We start from the raw sequence: 17,155 nt of genomic DNA, 5'->3' as shown, positions 1-17,155 counted from the left end.
CGGCCTCGGCGAGACCGGCGGCTACCCGCGGCGCCCGGCTCGTGCCTCGGCGCGCCACAGCTCCCAAGGACGACGGATCTGCCCGTAGTTCGACTTCGCCGCGGCGATGCCCTCCTCCGCGGTGAGGGGGGTGACCTCGCCCAACCCGACGGCCACGGCGAGCGCGCGCGCGTTGAGTTCTGCGAAGACCGCGCGCCACACGGCGTGGGGTATCGAGTCGCCGACCGTCACCGATCCGTGTCCCCGCATGAGAGCGACAGCACCCTCCCCGAGGCTGGCCGCGAGCCCTGCCCCGAGCTCCGGGGTGCGCACGAGCAGGTCACTGCCCATCCCGGCGTCCTCGCGGATCTCATAGACGGGCACGCCCTCACCCAAGAATCCCGCCATGTGCCAGACCGCCTGCAGGGGGCGATTCGAGATGGTGAACGGGATCACCGACGCCGAGTGGCTGTGCACGACGGAGTGCACATCGGGGCGCGCCCGATAGATCTCGCCGTGGATGAAGCGCTCCAGGTAGCTCGGTCGCTCATCGTCCGTGCCGCCGTCGAGGTCGAGGACCTGGATGTCCGCGGCGGTGACGAGGCCGGGTGCGAGGTTCCGGGCGATCAGGAACTTCTCCGGGTCGTCGGGGTGTCGGCCGCTGACGTGACCGTAGGCGTCGAGCACCCCGCGGTCGACGAGCACGTGGTTGGCGTCGACCAGGTCGTCGATCAGCTGCGAAGCGGTCGTCGTCGTCCTCATCGGGTCGCTCCGGCGGCGAGGGCGACTTCGGCCACTTCCTCGTCGCTGGAGGGTCTGGCGTTGTTGGCACGGAAAGGATGTCCCTGCGTTGCTCGGACGAGAACTCCCGCGGGGACGGGATCCGAGGACGCGACGGCGTAGGACGCCTCGAATCCGAGCTGCGTATAGAGCGCGTCGACGCGCGGAAGGAGCGCCCGCGCGGGCGGCGCGAGGGTCTGCGCGTTGAAGTTCGCGACATGCGGAAGGAGGAGTCCGGTCTGGAGCCCGTGCGCGAGCGTGACATCGACGGCGCTCGCGAGAGCGTGCACGAGGCCCAGTCCGGAGTTGCCGCAGGCCATGTTCGCCATCGAACTCGCTTCGAGCAGCTGCTGCAGCACCTCATCGTTCTCACCCGAACGGTTCGCCCCGCTCGCGACCCCCGCCACGGCGGAGGGCAGCAGATCGATGATCCGGTCCGCCGCCTCGAGCGCGAGCGCCGTGGTGAAGGAGGTCCGCCCCACCGCCCAGAGCGACTCGAGACAGTGCGCGAGAGCGTCGAGAGCGGCGAAGAGGAGCGGGTTCTCCGGAAGACCGCGAAGCAACCGTGCGTCGAGGATGGCCGCCCTCGGCTCGCAGCCGCGACCCCGCACCACCAGTTCGGTGGAGCGTCCGGGCTCGTGCAGCACGAGCGCATTCGACACCTCGCTGCCGCTGCCCGCTGTCGTGGGGACGGCGATGGTGGGGGCAGGCCGGTTCGGTACGCGATCGACTCCCTCGTACGCGCCGATGGGCGCATCGTTGGTCAGCCGAATCGCCACCGCCTTTCCTCCCCGAGCGCGCTGCCACCGCCGATGGCGAGAACGGCGTCGGCACCGGCCGCGCGTGCGGCCTCGGCCGCATCCTCCACGGGCTGCACGTCGGGATTCGGCGGGAGGGTGAGGATCGTCACGGGAGCCGCGTCGGGGATGTGCTCGAGCACGAAGTCGAGCAGACCGGTAGCGACGAGCGCGGCGTCCGTGACGACCGCCAACCGAGTCACCCCATGCCGACGCAGTACGGCGGGCAGCTCGCTCAGGCTGCCGACGCCGGCGAAGACCTCCGTGGGCACCGAGAAGGAGCCGGTGCTCATAGCAGCTCCGAGGTGATCAGGTCCTCCGCGCCGATCCGAGTGACGTTCGACTCGAGCAGGGTGCCGCACGAGGGGCAGACGTATTCGCGGATCTCGAGGTCCTCGTGGGTCACGACGTGCTTGCCGTGGCTCGACGACTCGACGACGCGGATGACAGCGTTCGACTTCCAGTCTGGCGTCGTCCCGAACGAGTGCCCGCAGGCATCGACGATGGCTCCGTCGCTCGTGAGCGTCAGGCGCGGCGTGAGCTGCCGACCGCTGATCTCGGCCGCTCCGCTCGTGCGGCCGGGTGTACCGCTGAGGCGCTCCGCACGGATGGTGGACCGGCGCTCATCGGTCGCGCCGAGATCGACCTCGCCCGCTTCCGAGACGACGACGCCGTAGACGCCCTGGGCCTCTCCGGGAGTGACGTATCCGAGCCGCACGTCTTCTGAGACCGCGTCGAGGGACCGCTCGATGGGGTCGCCGTAGCCCCCGCCTCCCTGGAAGGTGTACGAGATGACATCCCCCGGGCCGAGCGGGACGAACCCCGGCTTCGCGCCGACATCGACCCGTTCCCCCGGCCACTGTGCGTGGTCGGCGTGCGAGCTGACCAGCCCCACCGGCGAGACTCCCTCCGGCGCCTTCAGCAATTCGTTGATGCCGCAGGCACCCTCGAAGCCGCCAAAGATCCCGGCGCTGTTGGGTACCTGAATGCCGTGCCCGACCAGCATCGCCGTGAGGGAATCGGTGTCGTGCGGGGTGATCGCCAGCCCCACCCCGTTGCCGCCGCGCTGCCGGCCGGCGCCGCCGGTGTCGGGGAGGATGCTGCGATAGAGGAACAGGATGGGTCCGTTGGCCTCGTGCGTCTCCACGTTGGTGATCGTGGGTCGCGGCGCGCAGAAGTCCCCGGAGCCGGTCAGGCCGTCGTGGTCGTTGTACGCACCGCCGCCCCCCGCCATCGAGTCGAGCAGGAAGTTGCCGTACGGCAGGCCGTCCCGATCGGTGCCGGAGAGCACCATGATGCTCATATGCCCCTTGGTGACGCCCGCACCGAACTTAGTCGTCGAGGGAGAGGTCGAGACCAGGCGGGAAAGCGCCTGGAACGCGACGTTGCAGACCAGCCACGTCCCCGACACCGAAGCTCCCGACACCGGAGCGGGCCACTTCGCGTTCGCGACGATGCCCTCGGGCGCCTTGATGGTCACGGCGCGCAGGATGCCTTCGTTCCATCGCACGTTGGGCGCGAGTGTCGGGAGCATCGCGGTGTAGACGCCGGCGATGAGCCCGGAATAGGTGCAGTTGATGAACCCGGGCGCCTGTGGAGACGTTCCGGTGAAATCGAACTCGAGTGTCTCGCCCTTCTTGGTCAGTGTGAGCAGGAAGGCGTAGATCTTGTTGTCGTGTCCGTCGTGATCGAGGAAGTCGACCGCGCGGAAGACGCCGTCGGGCAGCTCGCGCAGCGCCTGACGCACCGCCGCCTCGGAGTTGCGGATCTCGTGATGCATCACCGACAGCACAGTCTGCACGCCGTAGCGGTCGCACAGTTCGGTGAGACGCTTCACCGCGACGTTGTTGGCGGCGATCATCGCCTTCAGGTCGAGCCCGACGGTCGTGGGCATGCGGGTCATCCGCATGATCATCGACCACAGGTCGCTGCGCAGCTTCCCGCCCTCGACGAGCTTGATCCCCGGCAGCAGCATCGCCTCCTCCTGGATACCGCGGGCGCGGAAGGACCAGGAGCCGAAGTTCATGCCCCCGATGTCGATCTGATGCGCGCAGCATCCGACGAATGCGATGCGCTCGCCGTTGTAGAAGACGGGGGCGATGACGGTGACGTCGGGTTGATGCAGGGCGCCCTTGTACGGGTCATTGAGGATGAACATGTCACCCTCCTCGATGCCCGGGTCGTCCTCGCAGTCGATGATGAGGTTCCGCACCACCGACGCCATGGAGCCAGAGTGGAAGAGGATCTGCGGCCCCATCGTGACGATTTGACCGTCGGAGAGGTAGGTGCCGACGTTGAAGTCGGTGGCGTCGGTGACCACGGGGGATCCCGACACCGCCTTCAACGTGATCGACTGCTCTTCGGTGATGGCGGACAGCTTGTTGCGGATGACCTCGAAGCTGATCGGGTCGATGTCCTCGAGGTGGTCGTCACCGATCAGGCTCGGGGTGCTCTCGATAATGGTGCTCATGGTGTCGATTCCTCTCAGAGATCTAAAGCGGTGATGACGAGATTGCCGATGTGGTCCATCTGCACTTCCTGCTGGCTTGCCACGTAGACGGTGGTGGTGGGGTGCTCGACGATCGTCGGGCCCGGGATGACGGCGCCGGGTTGCATCGAGTTCCAGTCGTGTACCGGCGCCTCACACCACTGCATCGCCCGCACGTCGAAGACCCGCCGGCCCGGGCGCTCCGCCGGGACGGGCGGCGTGATCTCGCTGAAGGTCGGCTTCTGCGTGCGACCGATGCCCGCCACGCGGAAGGTCGCGATCTCGACGCCGGCGTCACGGAAGCCGGCGCCCTTGCCGTAGGTGTCCTCGTAGGCGCGCTCGAAATCGTCGACGAGTGTCTTCAGCTCCGACGGATCCGCGAGCGCGGTGGTCACGGGCACGATGAGCTCGTGGGTCTGGCTGCGGTATCGCATATCGACCGCACGGGTGATGATCGCTACGTCGCGCGGAACGTCATCACGCTCCAGCTGCTCGAGGGCCTCGTGTTCGAGTTCCGCGAAGATCTTCCAGATCTCGTCGATGTCGAACTCCTTCCACGGTTCGGGATTGCCCGGGAAGGAGCGGAACACCTGGGAACGCTCGACGGTGTGGTGGATGTCGGCGGCGAGGGCTCCGTAGGCGGAGTGCGCCATCGAGGTCGCCGGCACGAGGATCGCGCTGACACCCAGCTCGGCGCCGAAGCCCGCGCAGTGCATGGGACCCGCCCCGCCGTAGGCGTAGAGGACGAAGTCGCGCGGGTCGTGTCCGCGTCCAACGGTCAGCTCACGCAGTGTGCCCGCCATCCGGTTGTCGACGATGTGCCGAATGCCGGCCGCTGCCTCAACGACGCTGATGCCCAACGGCTCGGCGATAAGAGTCTGGATCGCTCGCTCGGCGGCGGCCTTGTCGATCTTCATCCGGCCGCCGAGGAAGTTGTCGGGGTCGATGACGCCCAGCACGACGTCCGCGTCGGTGACCGTGACCTGTTCGCCGCCGCGCCCGTAGCAGACCGGTCCCGGGTAGGCCCCGGCGCTCTCCGGCCCGACGAGGAGTTTGCCGTGGACGACCTGCGCGATCGATCCGCCGCCGGCGCCGATGGCCGTGATGTCGACCATCGGCGTGGCGACGTGGTATTGCGCGACCTCCGTCACCGCCTTGACCACCGGCTGACCGCCGACCACGAGGCCGACGTCGAAGGACGTGCCGCCCATGTCGGAGGTGATGATGTTGTCGTGACCGAGCTCCTTCGCGAGGTGGAACGAGCCGAGCACGCCGCCGGTCGGGCCAGAGCCCAGCAGCAGCACGGCCTTGGCCGCTGCCTCCTTGGCTCCCATGACACCGCCGACGCTGTTGAGCACCGAGAACCGCCCGGACAGGCCCGCTTCACGGAGCTTGCGCTCGAGCAGTTCGAGGTAGCGCTCGACGGTCGGGCCGAGGTAGGCGTTGAGCACGGTCGTCGCTGTGCGCTCGTACTCGCCGAGGACGGGGTTGATCTCGCTGGAGATCGAGACGTACACGGTGTCCCCAGCGATCTCGCGGATCAGTTCGCGCAGCCGCTTCTCGTGGGCGTCGTTGCGGAAAGACCAGAGCAGACTGATCGCGAACGCTCCGACACCTTCGTCCACAAGACGCTGGATCTCGGCGCGGGCGGTCGTCTCGTCGAGTTCGAGGAGCACGGCGCCCGCCTGATCGACGCGCTCAGGGATCTCGGCGATCAGCGTGCGCGGCACGATCGGGTCGGGGTAGGCGCGGGCGGAGAAGTCACCCAGGCGCTCGATCGGCAGGCCCGCGGTGAATCCCATCAGACGCTGCAGGATGATGGTGTCGCCGAATCCACGCGTGGTCAGCAGGCCGGTCTTCGTGCCCCGGCGCTCGATGAGCGCGTTGGTCGCCTGGGTGGTGCCGTGGCCGAAGACGGCGACTTTGCTCAGCATCCCCTCGATGCTCTCCCCGCGCACGTCGGCCACGATCTTGAGCGCGGCGAAGACGCCCTCGTCCAGCGAGTGCGGGGTGGTCGGGGCCTTGTCGGCATACACCCTGCCCTCCCCGTCCATGACCACGATGTCGGTGAAGGTGCCGCCGGTGTCGACACCGATGTACAGCTCTCCGGATCGGGCTTCCGTTTTACTCATTGCTCATCCTCCTGAGGGGCTGACGATCTCGCGTCAGTAAACGACATTGACGACCTTCTCTTCGGTGTACGAGAGGAGCTCTTCCAGACACTCCTCCTTGCCGCCGACGCCGGACCGCTTGACCCCGCCGTACGGCGTGCCCGGATAGTGGATGGACGACGCGTTCACCCAGATGTACCCGGCCTCGAACTCGTGGGCGACGCGGTGCGCGCGGCCGAGATCCTTCGTCCACACGCTCGCTGTCAGGCCATACTCGACGCCGTTGGCGATGCCCACGGCTTCCTCTTCCGTGTCGAAGGGAATCATCGACATGACCGGACCGAAGATCTCCTCCTGCCCCACGGTCGAATCCGGGGCGACATCGGCGAGCACGGTGGCGGCGACGAAGTACCCGGTGTCGTAGCCGTCGCCCGCGGGCTTGCCACCGCCGGCGACGACGCGTGCGCCCTCTTGCCTCGCCAGGTCGATGTAGCGCATCGACTTGTCGAACTGGGCCCGGTTGATCATGGTTCCCTGTTCGGAATCCTCACTCAGAGGGTCTCCGATCGTCCGGGCCTTCACGAGCGCGGCGATCTTCTCGGTCATGGCCGGATAGATCGAGCGCTGCACGAGCACGCGCGAGTTCGATCCGCACGACTGACCCGACCAGGTAAAGTTCATGCCGTTCACGGCGCCGGCAGCCGCTCGGTCGAGATCGGCGTCGTCGAAGACGACCATCGCGTTCTTGCCGCCCAGCTCCAGCGTGACGTGCTTGACCCCCGACTCGGCCGCCGCCTTCTGGATCGCCCGCCCGGTGGGCTCGGACCCGATGAATCCGATGCGACGCACGTGTCGGTGCCGCACGAGGCGGTCGGGGACGGCGGGGCCGTCGCCGACGACGATGTTGAGCACGCCCGCCGGAAAGACATCGCGCAGCAGCTCGCCGAGACGCAGAACCGACAGCGGCGCGGCCTCGGGCGGCTTGATGACGCAGGTGTTGCCTGCCACGAGCGGCGCGGCCACACGACATCCGAACATGAGCGGATGGTTGTACGGGAAGATCTTCGCGACCACTCCCACCGGCTGCCGCACGGTGTAGTGCAGAGCGCTGCTGGAGGGGATGGTCTGCCCCTTCATCTCAAGCGCGAAGTTCGCGTACATCCGGATCTGATCGACGGCGATCTTCACGTCGAAGCGTGCGTTGGCGATCGGCGAGCCCGTGTCGATCGCATCCAGTCCTGCGAGCTGTTCGCCGTGGGCCTGCACGATATCGGCGAAATCGTGGACGAGCTTCGCGCGCTCGAGCGCAGTAAACTGGCGCCAGCCCGGGAGCGCGGCGGCTGCCGCCTCGGCCGCGTCGTCGACGTCGGCCGCAGACGCGTCGGGCACCTGTGCGAGGGGCGCCTCCGCGAAAGGGTCGACGTCGGTGAACCTGGCGCCGCCCTCCGCCTCCCGCAGTTCCCCGCCGATCAGCAGCCGCCACGGATGGGCCGCGACCTCTTCGCGCAGTGCGGCTCGCGATACGACCATCATCGGTTCCTCGACTTCCTTGTCATGCCGTCAGCACTCATCTTGGTACGAAACAGAAGCCGGATGGTCAATACTTACGCTATGCAGAAACTGCCGAACCCCACGCGACCGCAATACCCGATCGGATCGGTCGAGAAAGCGCTGCGCCTGCTGCACATGCTGCGCGACCACGGCGAGGTGCGACTGCGCACCGCCGCCACGGAGCTCGGCACGGCGGAATCGACGGTGCACCGGCTGATGGCGATGCTCGTCTTCCATGGGTTCGCGCGACAGGACGATAGCCGCGCGTACGTGCCCGGCTATGCGCTCGGCGCGGCTCCCGTGCGCTCCAGCTGGACGAAGTCTCTGCGCGACATCGCCGCGCCGCACATCGAAGCGCTCGCGCTGCGGACCGGTGAGACGACGAACCTGTCCATCCGGGCCGGAACGAAGCTGCGGTTCCTGTGGAGCTGCGAGGGCACGAAGGTGCTGCGCATCGTCAACCGCACGGGCGTCGTGATGCCGGCGATCAAGGCCGCCGGCGGACGGGTGCTCCTCGCCGACCTGCCGGAAGCGGCCATCCGTCGCCTCTATCAGGGGACGATCGCTCAGGCTCAGGGGGACGCGCTCTCCGACAGCGAGATCGAACGGTTCCTGCGCGAGCTTCGCCTGCATCACCGCAACGGCTACGCCACGGCGAATCAGGAGACCGAGATCGGTGTCACCGCCGTGGCCATTCCGATCCACGACGAGGCAGGTCGGGCCTTCGCCGCCGTGTCGATCGCCGTCCCCTCCGTGCGCTACAGCGACCTGTTCAGCCAGGAGATGATGCACACCCTGCGCGAGGCGCGAGCCGCGATCGAGCTCGATCTGCACGGCCCGCCCACCGACTGAGCGCCGTCTGTACGCGCTCACGCCTTCCTGCGCTCCGTGCCCATCAGGGCGGTCGCCGTGATCGCCTCCGTCGTCAGCTGCGCACCCGAGAGCTCCGCGACGATGCGTCCTTCGCCGACGACGTACACGCGGTCGCACAGGTGCGCGAGATCCTCGTACTCGACGGAGACAAGCACGGTCGATAGGCCCTGCGACGCCGACTCCGCGAGGAGCGCGAAGATCTCCGACTTCGCTCCGACGTCGACCCCCTGCGTCGGCTCGTGGATGATCAACACCTGCGGGCGAGTGCTCATCCACTTGGCGAGCACGACCTTCTGCTGATTGCCGCCGCTGAGGCTGCTCGCGGCGAGTCGTGAGTCGGGCGGACGCACCCCGAACCGTTTCAGCACCTGAATGGAGTCGGTGTGCTCGGCAGCGCGGCTGAGGCCGCCGCGGCGAAGGAACGACCTGAGCCGGGGCAGCACCAGATTCTCGCGCAGCGTGAGGTCGACGGCGAGCGCCTTGTTCTTGCGGTCGGCGGGCACGAGCACCAGCCCCAGCTCACCCCGTCGGGCGATCGTCGTGCGGCGCAGATTGATCTTGTGTCCATCGATCGTCACCTCTCCGCGAGCCCTCGCGGACGGGTCGACGACGAGGTAGGGGATGTCTTCGAAACCGCTACCGGCGAGGCCGGTGATGCCGACGACCTCACCCTTCCCGACGTGGAGATCGACATCGTGCACCTTCGCTCCGCCGAGACCGGTGACGGTGAGCACTGGTTCGACCGAACGGCGCTCCTCGCGGTCCGGATAGAACTGCGCGATCTCCGTCCCGACGACGTGGTGCACCAACCGCGCCTCATCGAGCTCGCCGGCCGCCTCTTCCGCGACGATGCGTCCGGCCCGCAGCACGGCGACACGATCGGCCAGCGAGAGGATCTCCGGCAGGCGGTGGCCGATGAAGAGAACGCCGACACGCTCCCGGGCGGCAAGTTCGCGCACCCAGGTGAGGAGGTTGTGCGAGTCGTCGTTGCCGAGGGCTGCGGTGGGCTCGTCGAGAATGAGTGCGCTGATCTTCTCGTCACCCTCGGTGCGCAGGGCGCGCAGCACGGCGAGCTTCGACACCGTCGCGAGGGGCAGGTTGCTCGGATCCGCATCGAGGGCAACCTCGATCCGCCACCGGTCGAGGAGCGCCTGCACGCTGCGGCGCTCGGACCGCCAGTGCACGCGGCCCGAGATGCCCGTGTGGTATGCCCCCACGAGCATGTTGTCGAGCACGCTGACACCGGATACGAGCCGAGCATCCTGATGGACGAACCTCAGCCCCGCGTCGCGTGCGGCGGCCGGCGCAATCTGCCCCTCGATTTCCGCGCCATCGATCCAGATGCGGGAGCCCCGGTCGGGTGCGTGATATCCCGACAGGATCTTCACGAGCGTGGACTTGCCGGATCCGTTCGCGCCGACCAGCGCGGTCACCTGGCCGTGCGGCACGTCCAGGTCGACGCCCTCGAGCACCGGCACGCCTTCGACGTAGGTCTTCCGCAGGTCGCGGAGCCGGATGGCGGGCGTGAGCCCACCATCCGGAGCTTCCTGCGGGTTCGTTACTTGAGCCATAGCGAAGTGAACAGCTCCGCCGTGCTGCCCGCGCCGCCGTACCACGAGCTGTCGCCGAACGCCTCAGCGGTCAGGTCGAGTTCGCCGATGTTGTCCTCGTCGAAAACGCGCGCGACCGTGTAGTAGTCCGACACGGGCGGCGTGTCGGTGAGCACCCGCAGGATCTGATCGGCCTCGATCCAGCCCAGCAGGTTCAGATCCAGGCCCACCAGGGCCTTCGTCGGGCCCGTTCCGGTGGCGAGTTCCTGCATGAAGGGCAGGTTGCCGTTCACCGTGACGACCTGCACGTCCTCCCCGCGACCCGCCTGCTGGATGGCCGGGTTGATGAACTGGGTCATCGGATCAAACACGGGAGCGATGTAGTTGATCGTCGGGTCCTTCGCCAGCGCCGCACTCACCGTCGACCCAAGATCGCTCGCCCAGTTGCCCAGGGTCACGCCCTGCTCGGTGACCGTGCAGTCCGGGCAGTACTTCGCCATCTCGTCCTTGAACCCCTGGGCCTGGAACCCGGAGCCGCTGACATCCGGAGTGGTGATGAAGAGCACGTTCGCCGCGCCGTCCGAGTCGGCAATGATCCAGTCTGCGGCCAGCTCGCCGGTCAAGACGTACGGCTGGCTCGTGACCCCCGCGATGAAGTCCGGCATCGGCTGCGACGCGTCGATGCCGGATCCGGTGAGGACGGGGATACCGGCATCCACCGCGGCCTGCGCCGCATTGGCGACCGTCTCGGGGTCGGGACCGTCGACCTGGATGGCCGCGGCGCCCTGCGCGATGCCCTGCGTGATGCAGTTGTTAGCATCGACCGGGTTCGACTTCCCATCACACGTGACGAGCTTGACGCCCACCTCAGCGAGCGCCTCCTCGGCGTGGGCCATCACGGTGGCGAGGAATGGGTTTGCGCCCTCCTGAATCACCCACCAGACGGTCTTGCCTTCCACCGACGAGACATCGAACGCCTCGCCGACATTGTCCAGCGCACTGGCGGCTTCGTAGGAAGCCAGCTTGTCGAGCACTTCCTGGCTCACGGCATCCGCTGCCGGAGCGTCAGTGCCGGGATCGGCAGGTGCGTCGGTCGAGCAGCCGCTGAGCAGGAGTGCCGCGGCGACTCCCAGGGCGACTACGGATGAACCGGTGCGACGCGACACTGCGTGAGATCTGGTCATGTTCGTGCCTCTCTTCTTTACTGTGGAGCGATCGTCCCGGGATCGACGATCCGGGCCGGGGGAAGTCAGAGGACGCTCTTTCGGCGAGCGCGGACGGTAGCGATACGGGAGACCGTGACGGCGATGATGACGGCCGCCCCGTAGAACACGTCGCTCACCCAGGTGTCGGCGCCCAGCAGCACGAGTCCGTTGATGCCGGTGGCGAGGAACAGCACGGCGATGATGGTGCCGAGCGGGTTGTTGCTGCCGGGGTCGATGATGGCCTGCCCGAGGAAGGCGCTGGCGAATGCCGGAAGGAGCAGGGTCTGCAGCGAGGTCGGCTGAAGACCTCCCGCGCTGGCCACGACAACGACGCCCGCAAGGCCTGCGAGAAGGCTCGTCACCATGAAGGCGCCTACCTTGAGTTTCTGGACCGGCAGCCCCGACAGCCGGGCGACTTCGGCGTTCTTGCCGATGAAGACGACGTGTCGGCCGACGGCCGTGTGCCGATACACGTACCAGAGGACGAGACCCACGGCGATCGCGAACCAGAAGCCGGCGCTCACACCCAACACCCGTCCGTTGACGAGTCGGCCCAGGTCCGGGGAGACGCCGGTGATCGTTAGCTTGTTGGCGATCCACTGCGAGATCCCCACGAGGAGCGTGCTCATCCCGAGCGTCACCACGATCGACTGAACCCCGACGTACACGGCGAGGAAGGCGTTGATGAACCCGACGAGGAGCGCGACGAGGAGCGCGAGGACGATCGAGAGGACGATGTCGACCTTCCAGACGCCGTTGAGCTGCCCGACGACGGTGGCCGAGATGGTCATGACACCCGCGACCGACAGGTCGATCTCTCCTGCGGCGAGCGCTGGCACGACCGCGAGCGCGAGCAGGATGAGCGCCGCCTGCGAACTCAGCATGGCCGTGAGGTTGGTGGCGGTGAGGAACGTCGTGGGCGCCATGATCGAGAAGAAGACGAACGCCACGATCCAGACGCCGACGACGCCATAACGGTACCCGAGGCTACGCAGCCAACGGGGCGTCGTGGAGGCGGACGCTTCGGCGCGTGCGGCCGGCGGCTGCTGCGTGATCGTCATTGCGGCGAACTCCCTCGTTCGATCCCTGGTTACGGCCGTCGTGCACCGGGGTGTGGACACGACGCTAGGGGATATCGAATCCCGCTCGGTTCGGATTCTGCGATACAGAACCCGGGCTGTTCGGTGCCGATCCGGCACACGTTATGACTCGTTTCCGCCTCCGCTGCGTTGACTTCTGCATGGCGGAATCCGAGGAGCAAGGGGCTCCTCAGATCACGAACTCGTCGATGGTGCTGGGGGCGAAGATCTCCTCGGGCTCGCGGCGCCGCCGCGAGAGTCCCTGGGAGTGGTGATACCGCAAGAAGGTGTCCAGCACCGTCCGGTTCTCCTCGACGCCGTAGGGCCAATAGTCGGTCCCCATCGCCGCGACGGTCTCCTCGACATGGTCGGCGAGCCAGGGCAGCATGACCTTCAGCGAGCTGCGGTACAGCAGATCCGCCTTCGCCTTCTCCAGCGCGGCGGTGAATGCTTTGAGAAGAGACCGCGCGATCCACGGATGCGCGTCGAGAACGCTGCGGCGCACGACCACCACATGCATGATCGGGAAGATCCCCGTCCGGGCGAAGTACGCCTTCTCCACCGCCTTGTAGTCGGGGAACAGACGCGTCACCCGATGGGGCCGATCCAGGAACGCGGCAGGAAGGTGGGCGGTGAAGAGCGCGTCCAGCGAGCCGTCGAGGATGAGCTGGGACAGCGTCTCGTCCTTGCCGATGGGCGTCACCGTCACACCGTCGGGCAGCTCGATGGGCCGCTTCTCGACGCGCCCGGGGGAATCGACCCCGCCGCTGAACCACGTCACGCGATCAGGGGTCACGCCGTGGTCGTCGGCCATCATCCCGCGCAGCCACACGCACGCCGTGATCTGGTACTCGGGCACGCCGACACGCTTGCCGATGAGATCCTCAGGGCGCTCGATGCCGCTGTCGGTACGGACGAACACCGACTGGTGGCGGAAGTACCGAGAGGGGAACACCGGGAGCGCGATGTACGGGAAATCGCCAGCATCGATGCCCGCCAGATAGCTCGACATGCTCATCTCGCTCACGTCGAACTCGTGATACTTCATCTGTCGGTAGAAGATCTCCTCCACTTCGAGCGGGACGATCTCGAGGTCGATCCCCTCGACGCGCACGGACCCATCGCGGATGGCCTGGAAGCGGTCGTAGTTCACAGCGCCCATCGTCAGCGGCAGCAGCGTCATAGCGAGGACTCCTTCGTCGGCGATCTGGACTCGATCGTTTCCCACGGCGGTCCGCGTCGCGACAGTCTTGCGCCATGCAGAAGTCGCCCGGGGTCAACGGTGCAGCTTTCCGCCGTTCACGCTGATCGTCTGACCCGTGATGAAGACGCTCTCCTCCGACAGGAGGAAGACGGCGAGGCTGGTGAGATCCTCCGGCGTCGCGACGCGGTGAAGGGCGCGTGCGGCGATCATCGCCTCGAGCTGAGCGGGCGAGACCGTCGCTCGGGGCACCTCGGTCTGGGTCGCCGCCGGGGAGATCGTGTTCACGCGAATGTCGAACTCGCCGAGCTCATGCGACATGCCGAAGGTCATCCCCTGCACCCCCGCTTTGGAGGCGGTGTAGTGCAGGTAGCCGCCTCTGCCTTCCCAGACGGCATCCGATCCGATGTTCACGATGCTTGCCGCAGACGACGCCTTCAGCAGCGGCAGCAGGGCCTTGACGATGAGGAACGGACCGCGCAGGTTGACCGTCTGCACCACGTCCCACTCCGCCGTCGTCAGCTCCCAGAACGGCTTCATCTGGATCGTCGAGAAGATTGCCGCGTTGTTGATGATGCCGTCCACACGGCCGTACGTGTCACCGACGACGGATCCCAGCGCGTCGACGGACTCATCCTTCGAGACATCGACCACGACCGCCAGCGCGGAGGGACCGATCTCGGCCGCCACCGCCGCGGCCTTCTCGCCGTTGAGGTCGGCAACCACGACGCGCGCGCCCTCTCCAGCCAGCCGGTGCGCGAAGGCACGCCCGATCCCCTGTGCCGCACCGGTGACGACGACGACCTTGTCCTGAACACGAGTACCCATGTGAATCCGTTCCTAGCGAGGGGGCAGATGAAGCGCATGCCCACCGGGATGCGGGCGGCGGGTGCGCGGCCGAATACGGCCCGCGACGCTGCCGAGCGTGCTCACAGGATGGAGTCCCGGGGGTCTGCCCGGACCCCGAGTTCTGCATGCCAGAAGAGAACGGGCCTGCGGCACGTTCTCACTTGTCCGCTGCGCCCGGTGCGTGCTTCTGTGAGTGCGTCGCCCTCCACGGCGACGATCGCGACGCCGATCGAAGGAGATCGAGAATGCAGTTCTACCGCGACGGCTATCGACCGGGTGATCCCGACGTCCATCCCGCGTCCGCGGAGGCGTTGCGCCGCCCCTCCGCCCTTCCGCCGACGCTGGACGTGCTGATCGTGGGCAGCGGCCCGGCAGGCGCCGTTCTGGCCGCTCAGCTGGCGGCCTTTTCCGGCATCGACACCCGCATCATCGAACGCCAGAGCGGTCCGCTCGAGGTCGGCCAAGCAGATGGCGTGGCCTGTCGCACAGTGGAGATGTTTCAGGCCTTCGGGCTCGCAGAAGCCCTCCTCCGGGAGGCCTACTGGGTCAACGAGGTCCGGTTCTGGGGGCCCTCCGACAGCGACCGCTCGCAGATCTCGCGGACAGGGTGGGTGGAGGACACGCCTGCCGGATTGAGCGAGTTCCCGCACGTCATCGTGAACCAAGCACGCATGCAACAGTTCCTCCTCGACCATGCCGCGCGCTCGACGAGTCGCCTCTCGGTCGACTACGGCATCGAGTTCGTGACGCTGACCATCGGCGAGGGAGAGCATCCCGTCGAGGTCACCCTCCGACGCGCGGACGGCGAGGAGTTCACCGTCCGCGCGAAATACGTGATCGGGTGCGACGGAGCTCGCAGCGCCGTGCGCCGGGCGATCGGACGTCAACTCCACGGGGACGCCGCGAATCATGCATGGGGTGTCATGGATGTGCTCGCCACGACGGACTTCCCCGATTGGCGATCCAAGAGCGTCATCCAATCGGCCGGGAGAGGCAGTCTTCTCACGATCCCCCGCGAAGGCGGCAACCTCGTGCGCGTCTACGTGGACCTCGGCCAGACCTCGGCGGGGGATACCGACATCCGCTCCACGACCGTCGAGCAGCTCACCGGCGTGACGAACGACATCCTGCATCCGTACTCAATTGACGTGCGAGCGATCGCGTGGTCGTCGGTGTACGAGGTGGGTCAGCGCCTCGCCGATCGATTCGACGACACGCCCGATGATCTGTCCGATCATCCGCCCCGCGTCTTCATCGCGGGGGACGCGTGCCACACGCATTCGGCGAAGGCGGGGCAGGGGATGAACGTGTCGATGCAGGACGCCTTCAATCTCGGCTGGAAACTCGCCGCGGTGCTCGAGGGGCGCTCGGACGCGACCCTGCTGCGGACGTACTCCGCCGAGCGGCAGACGGTCGCGCAGGACCTCATCGACTTCGACCGGTTCTGGTCGGCGTTCATCGCGCAGCCCGTCCTGGATCCCGCACACCCTGAAGGAGGGGGCGTCACCGCGGGGCAGATGCGCACGCAGTTCGCGCGGCAGGGACGATACACGGCGGGTCTCGCCACCCAGTACACGCCGTCTTCGCTGACCGGCGCCGACACCTACCAGGACCTCGCAGCCGGGTTCGAGATCGGCACCCGCTTCCACTCGTCCAGGGTCGTCCGCGTCGCCGATGCCAAGCACATGCAGCTCGGGCACGCCCATCGCGCCGATGGCCGCTGGAGGATCTACGTGTTCGACGATGCGTCGGGCACGGAAGCGGTCGAATTCGCCCGCTGGCTCGAGAGTTCCGCGGCTTCACCCGTGCGCCGCTTCACGCCGACGCGTTCCCCCATCGACAGTGTGATCGACGTACACGCTGTCTTTCGCCGCGACTTTCACGACATCGAGCCCACACGGCTGCCGGAGATTCTCCTCCCGCACTCCGGAGCGCTTGGTCTCCAGGATTGGGAGAAGATCTGGGCGACCGACCCCGTCGACGATATCTTTGCCGCTCGCGGCATCGCCCCCACCGGTGCCGTGGTGGTCGTGCGGCCCGATCAGTACGTCGCGCACGTACTGCCGCTTTCCGCGCACGAGAACCTCTCCGAGTTCTTCGCAGGGTTTCTCCGGGAGCGCGATCGAGGCGACTGCACGGAGTGAGGCTGCGTCCTGCGGATCCGTAACTGTGTCGGTCGCGGCAGGCAGCCGCCTCGTCGCACCCCAAATCGGTGGGGCAGATTGCGGCCAAGTCGGCAACTGGGGCCACACCTAGCCATACGGGGAACGCTACCTTGCCGGGAGGGACGTGTTGCCCCTCCCGGATCAACCCGAGCCGTTGCAGAACGCATGGGTGAATGGCGCGGTAGCACCCGACCGCTTTGCTCTCAGCGGAGGCTATCTCTATGACGACAAGCGTATGACCTGGACTGTCGTGGAAAGCCCACCGACGCCCCGCAAGAGGCAGGGCCCGCGATATGGGCCGCCGAGACACTCCTGGTAACCGGCGGTATCGACTGGACCATCACCGGGAATCGTGACCCAAACAGCATGGATCTACAACCCGCCCGTGTGTAGGTTCACTCGTCCGAAGGTGACTCGAGATCACCGCGACGGCTAACGCCGCACGACCGGCTTGTGTCGACGACGCCCCAGATCCCGGCCAAGACGACGCCTTGTATTCCAGCGGTTGTCGCAACGGGACTATTTGG

13 protein-coding genes are annotated in these 17,155 nt (G+C 67.2%); 2 read left to right on the top strand and 11 right to left on the bottom strand.

Annotation, left to right across the window (positions count from 1 at the left end):
• Window positions 1-21: 21 nt before the first annotated feature.
• The 6 genes from BLT19_RS04915 to BLT19_RS04890 are packed head-to-tail and all read right to left on the bottom strand — an operon-like array spanning window position 22 to window position 7,685.
• Complete coding sequence (locus tag BLT19_RS04915; protein WP_091487200.1) at window positions 22-741, bottom strand: class II aldolase/adducin family protein; 720 nt, start codon at window positions 739-741, stop codon at window positions 22-24.
• Complete coding sequence (locus tag BLT19_RS04910) at window positions 738-1,538, bottom strand: iron-containing alcohol dehydrogenase (RefSeq protein ID WP_091487198.1); 801 nt, start codon at window positions 1,536-1,538, stop codon at window positions 738-740. Before BLT19_RS04910 ends, BLT19_RS04915 begins: the two co-directional genes overlap by 4 nt.
• Window positions 1,523-1,849 (bottom strand): iron-containing alcohol dehydrogenase, encoded by a 327-nt coding sequence (locus tag BLT19_RS18090; RefSeq protein WP_091487196.1) that lies wholly within the window; start codon window positions 1,847-1,849, stop codon window positions 1,523-1,525. The genes BLT19_RS04910 and BLT19_RS18090 overlap by 16 nt, the downstream gene beginning before the upstream one ends.
• Window positions 1,846-4,026: a hydantoinase B/oxoprolinase family protein gene (locus tag BLT19_RS04900; RefSeq protein ID WP_091487194.1), complete on the bottom strand. Its 2,181-nt coding sequence runs from the start codon at window positions 4,024-4,026 to the stop codon at window positions 1,846-1,848. The genes BLT19_RS18090 and BLT19_RS04900 overlap by 4 nt, the downstream gene beginning before the upstream one ends.
• A gap of 14 nt (window positions 4,027-4,040) precedes the next feature.
• Window positions 4,041-6,176 carry a hydantoinase/oxoprolinase family protein gene (locus BLT19_RS04895; protein WP_091487193.1) on the bottom strand — a complete coding sequence of 712 codons (2,136 nt, stop codon included), beginning with the start codon at window positions 6,174-6,176 and terminating at the stop codon, window positions 4,041-4,043.
• Window positions 6,177-6,209: 33 nt separating this feature from the next.
• The gene (locus BLT19_RS04890; RefSeq protein ID WP_231917798.1) at window positions 6,210-7,685 is read right to left on the bottom strand and encodes an aldehyde dehydrogenase family protein; all 1,476 of its coding nucleotides are present in this window, start codon (window positions 7,683-7,685) and stop codon (window positions 6,210-6,212) included.
• Between BLT19_RS04890 and BLT19_RS17525 the strand changes: the two genes are divergently transcribed.
• Window positions 7,641-8,558: an IclR family transcriptional regulator gene (locus tag BLT19_RS17525; RefSeq protein WP_157681753.1), complete on the top strand. Its 918-nt coding sequence runs from the start codon at window positions 7,641-7,643 to the stop codon at window positions 8,556-8,558. The genes BLT19_RS04890 and BLT19_RS17525 overlap by 45 nt on opposite strands.
• A 17-nt stretch (window positions 8,559-8,575) precedes the next feature.
• Here BLT19_RS17525 and BLT19_RS04875 read toward each other — a convergent pair whose 3' ends face one another.
• The 5 genes from BLT19_RS04875 to BLT19_RS04855 all read right to left on the bottom strand — a co-directional run bounded on the left by BLT19_RS04875 (window position 8,576) and on the right by BLT19_RS04855 (window position 14,442).
• Window positions 8,576-10,195, bottom strand: a complete 1,620-nt coding sequence (locus tag BLT19_RS04875) for a sugar ABC transporter ATP-binding protein (protein ID WP_157681752.1) — start codon at window positions 10,193-10,195, stop codon at window positions 8,576-8,578.
• On the bottom strand, window positions 10,138-11,313 hold the full coding sequence (locus tag BLT19_RS04870; protein WP_091487184.1) for a sugar ABC transporter substrate-binding protein: 1,176 nt from the start codon (window positions 11,311-11,313) through the stop codon (window positions 10,138-10,140). Before BLT19_RS04870 ends, BLT19_RS04875 begins: the two co-directional genes overlap by 58 nt.
• A 65-nt stretch (window positions 11,314-11,378) precedes the next feature.
• Entirely contained in the window at window positions 11,379-12,395 is a 1,017-nt protein-coding gene (locus BLT19_RS04865; RefSeq protein ID WP_091487182.1) for an ABC transporter permease, read from the bottom strand.
• A 208-nt stretch (window positions 12,396-12,603) separates the two neighbouring features.
• Entirely contained in the window at window positions 12,604-13,641 is a 1,038-nt protein-coding gene (locus tag BLT19_RS04860; protein ID WP_197673025.1) for an ABC transporter substrate-binding protein, read from the bottom strand.
• 48 nt (window positions 13,642-13,689) lie between these two features.
• Window positions 13,690-14,442, bottom strand: a complete 753-nt coding sequence (locus BLT19_RS04855; RefSeq protein WP_091487179.1) for an SDR family NAD(P)-dependent oxidoreductase — start codon at window positions 14,440-14,442, stop codon at window positions 13,690-13,692.
• Between the two features lie 266 nt (window positions 14,443-14,708).
• Between BLT19_RS04855 and BLT19_RS04850 the strand changes: the two genes are divergently transcribed.
• Window positions 14,709-16,607: an FAD-dependent monooxygenase gene (locus BLT19_RS04850; RefSeq protein WP_091487177.1), complete on the top strand. Its 1,899-nt coding sequence runs from the start codon at window positions 14,709-14,711 to the stop codon at window positions 16,605-16,607.
• The last annotated feature ends 548 nt before the right edge of the window (window positions 16,608-17,155 follow it).

This window comes from Microbacterium pygmaeum (assembly GCF_900100885.1).
Lineage (GTDB): Bacteria > Actinomycetota > Actinomycetes > Actinomycetales > Microbacteriaceae > Microbacterium > Microbacterium pygmaeum.
This window is presented reverse-complemented; position numbering and strand designations above follow the sequence as displayed.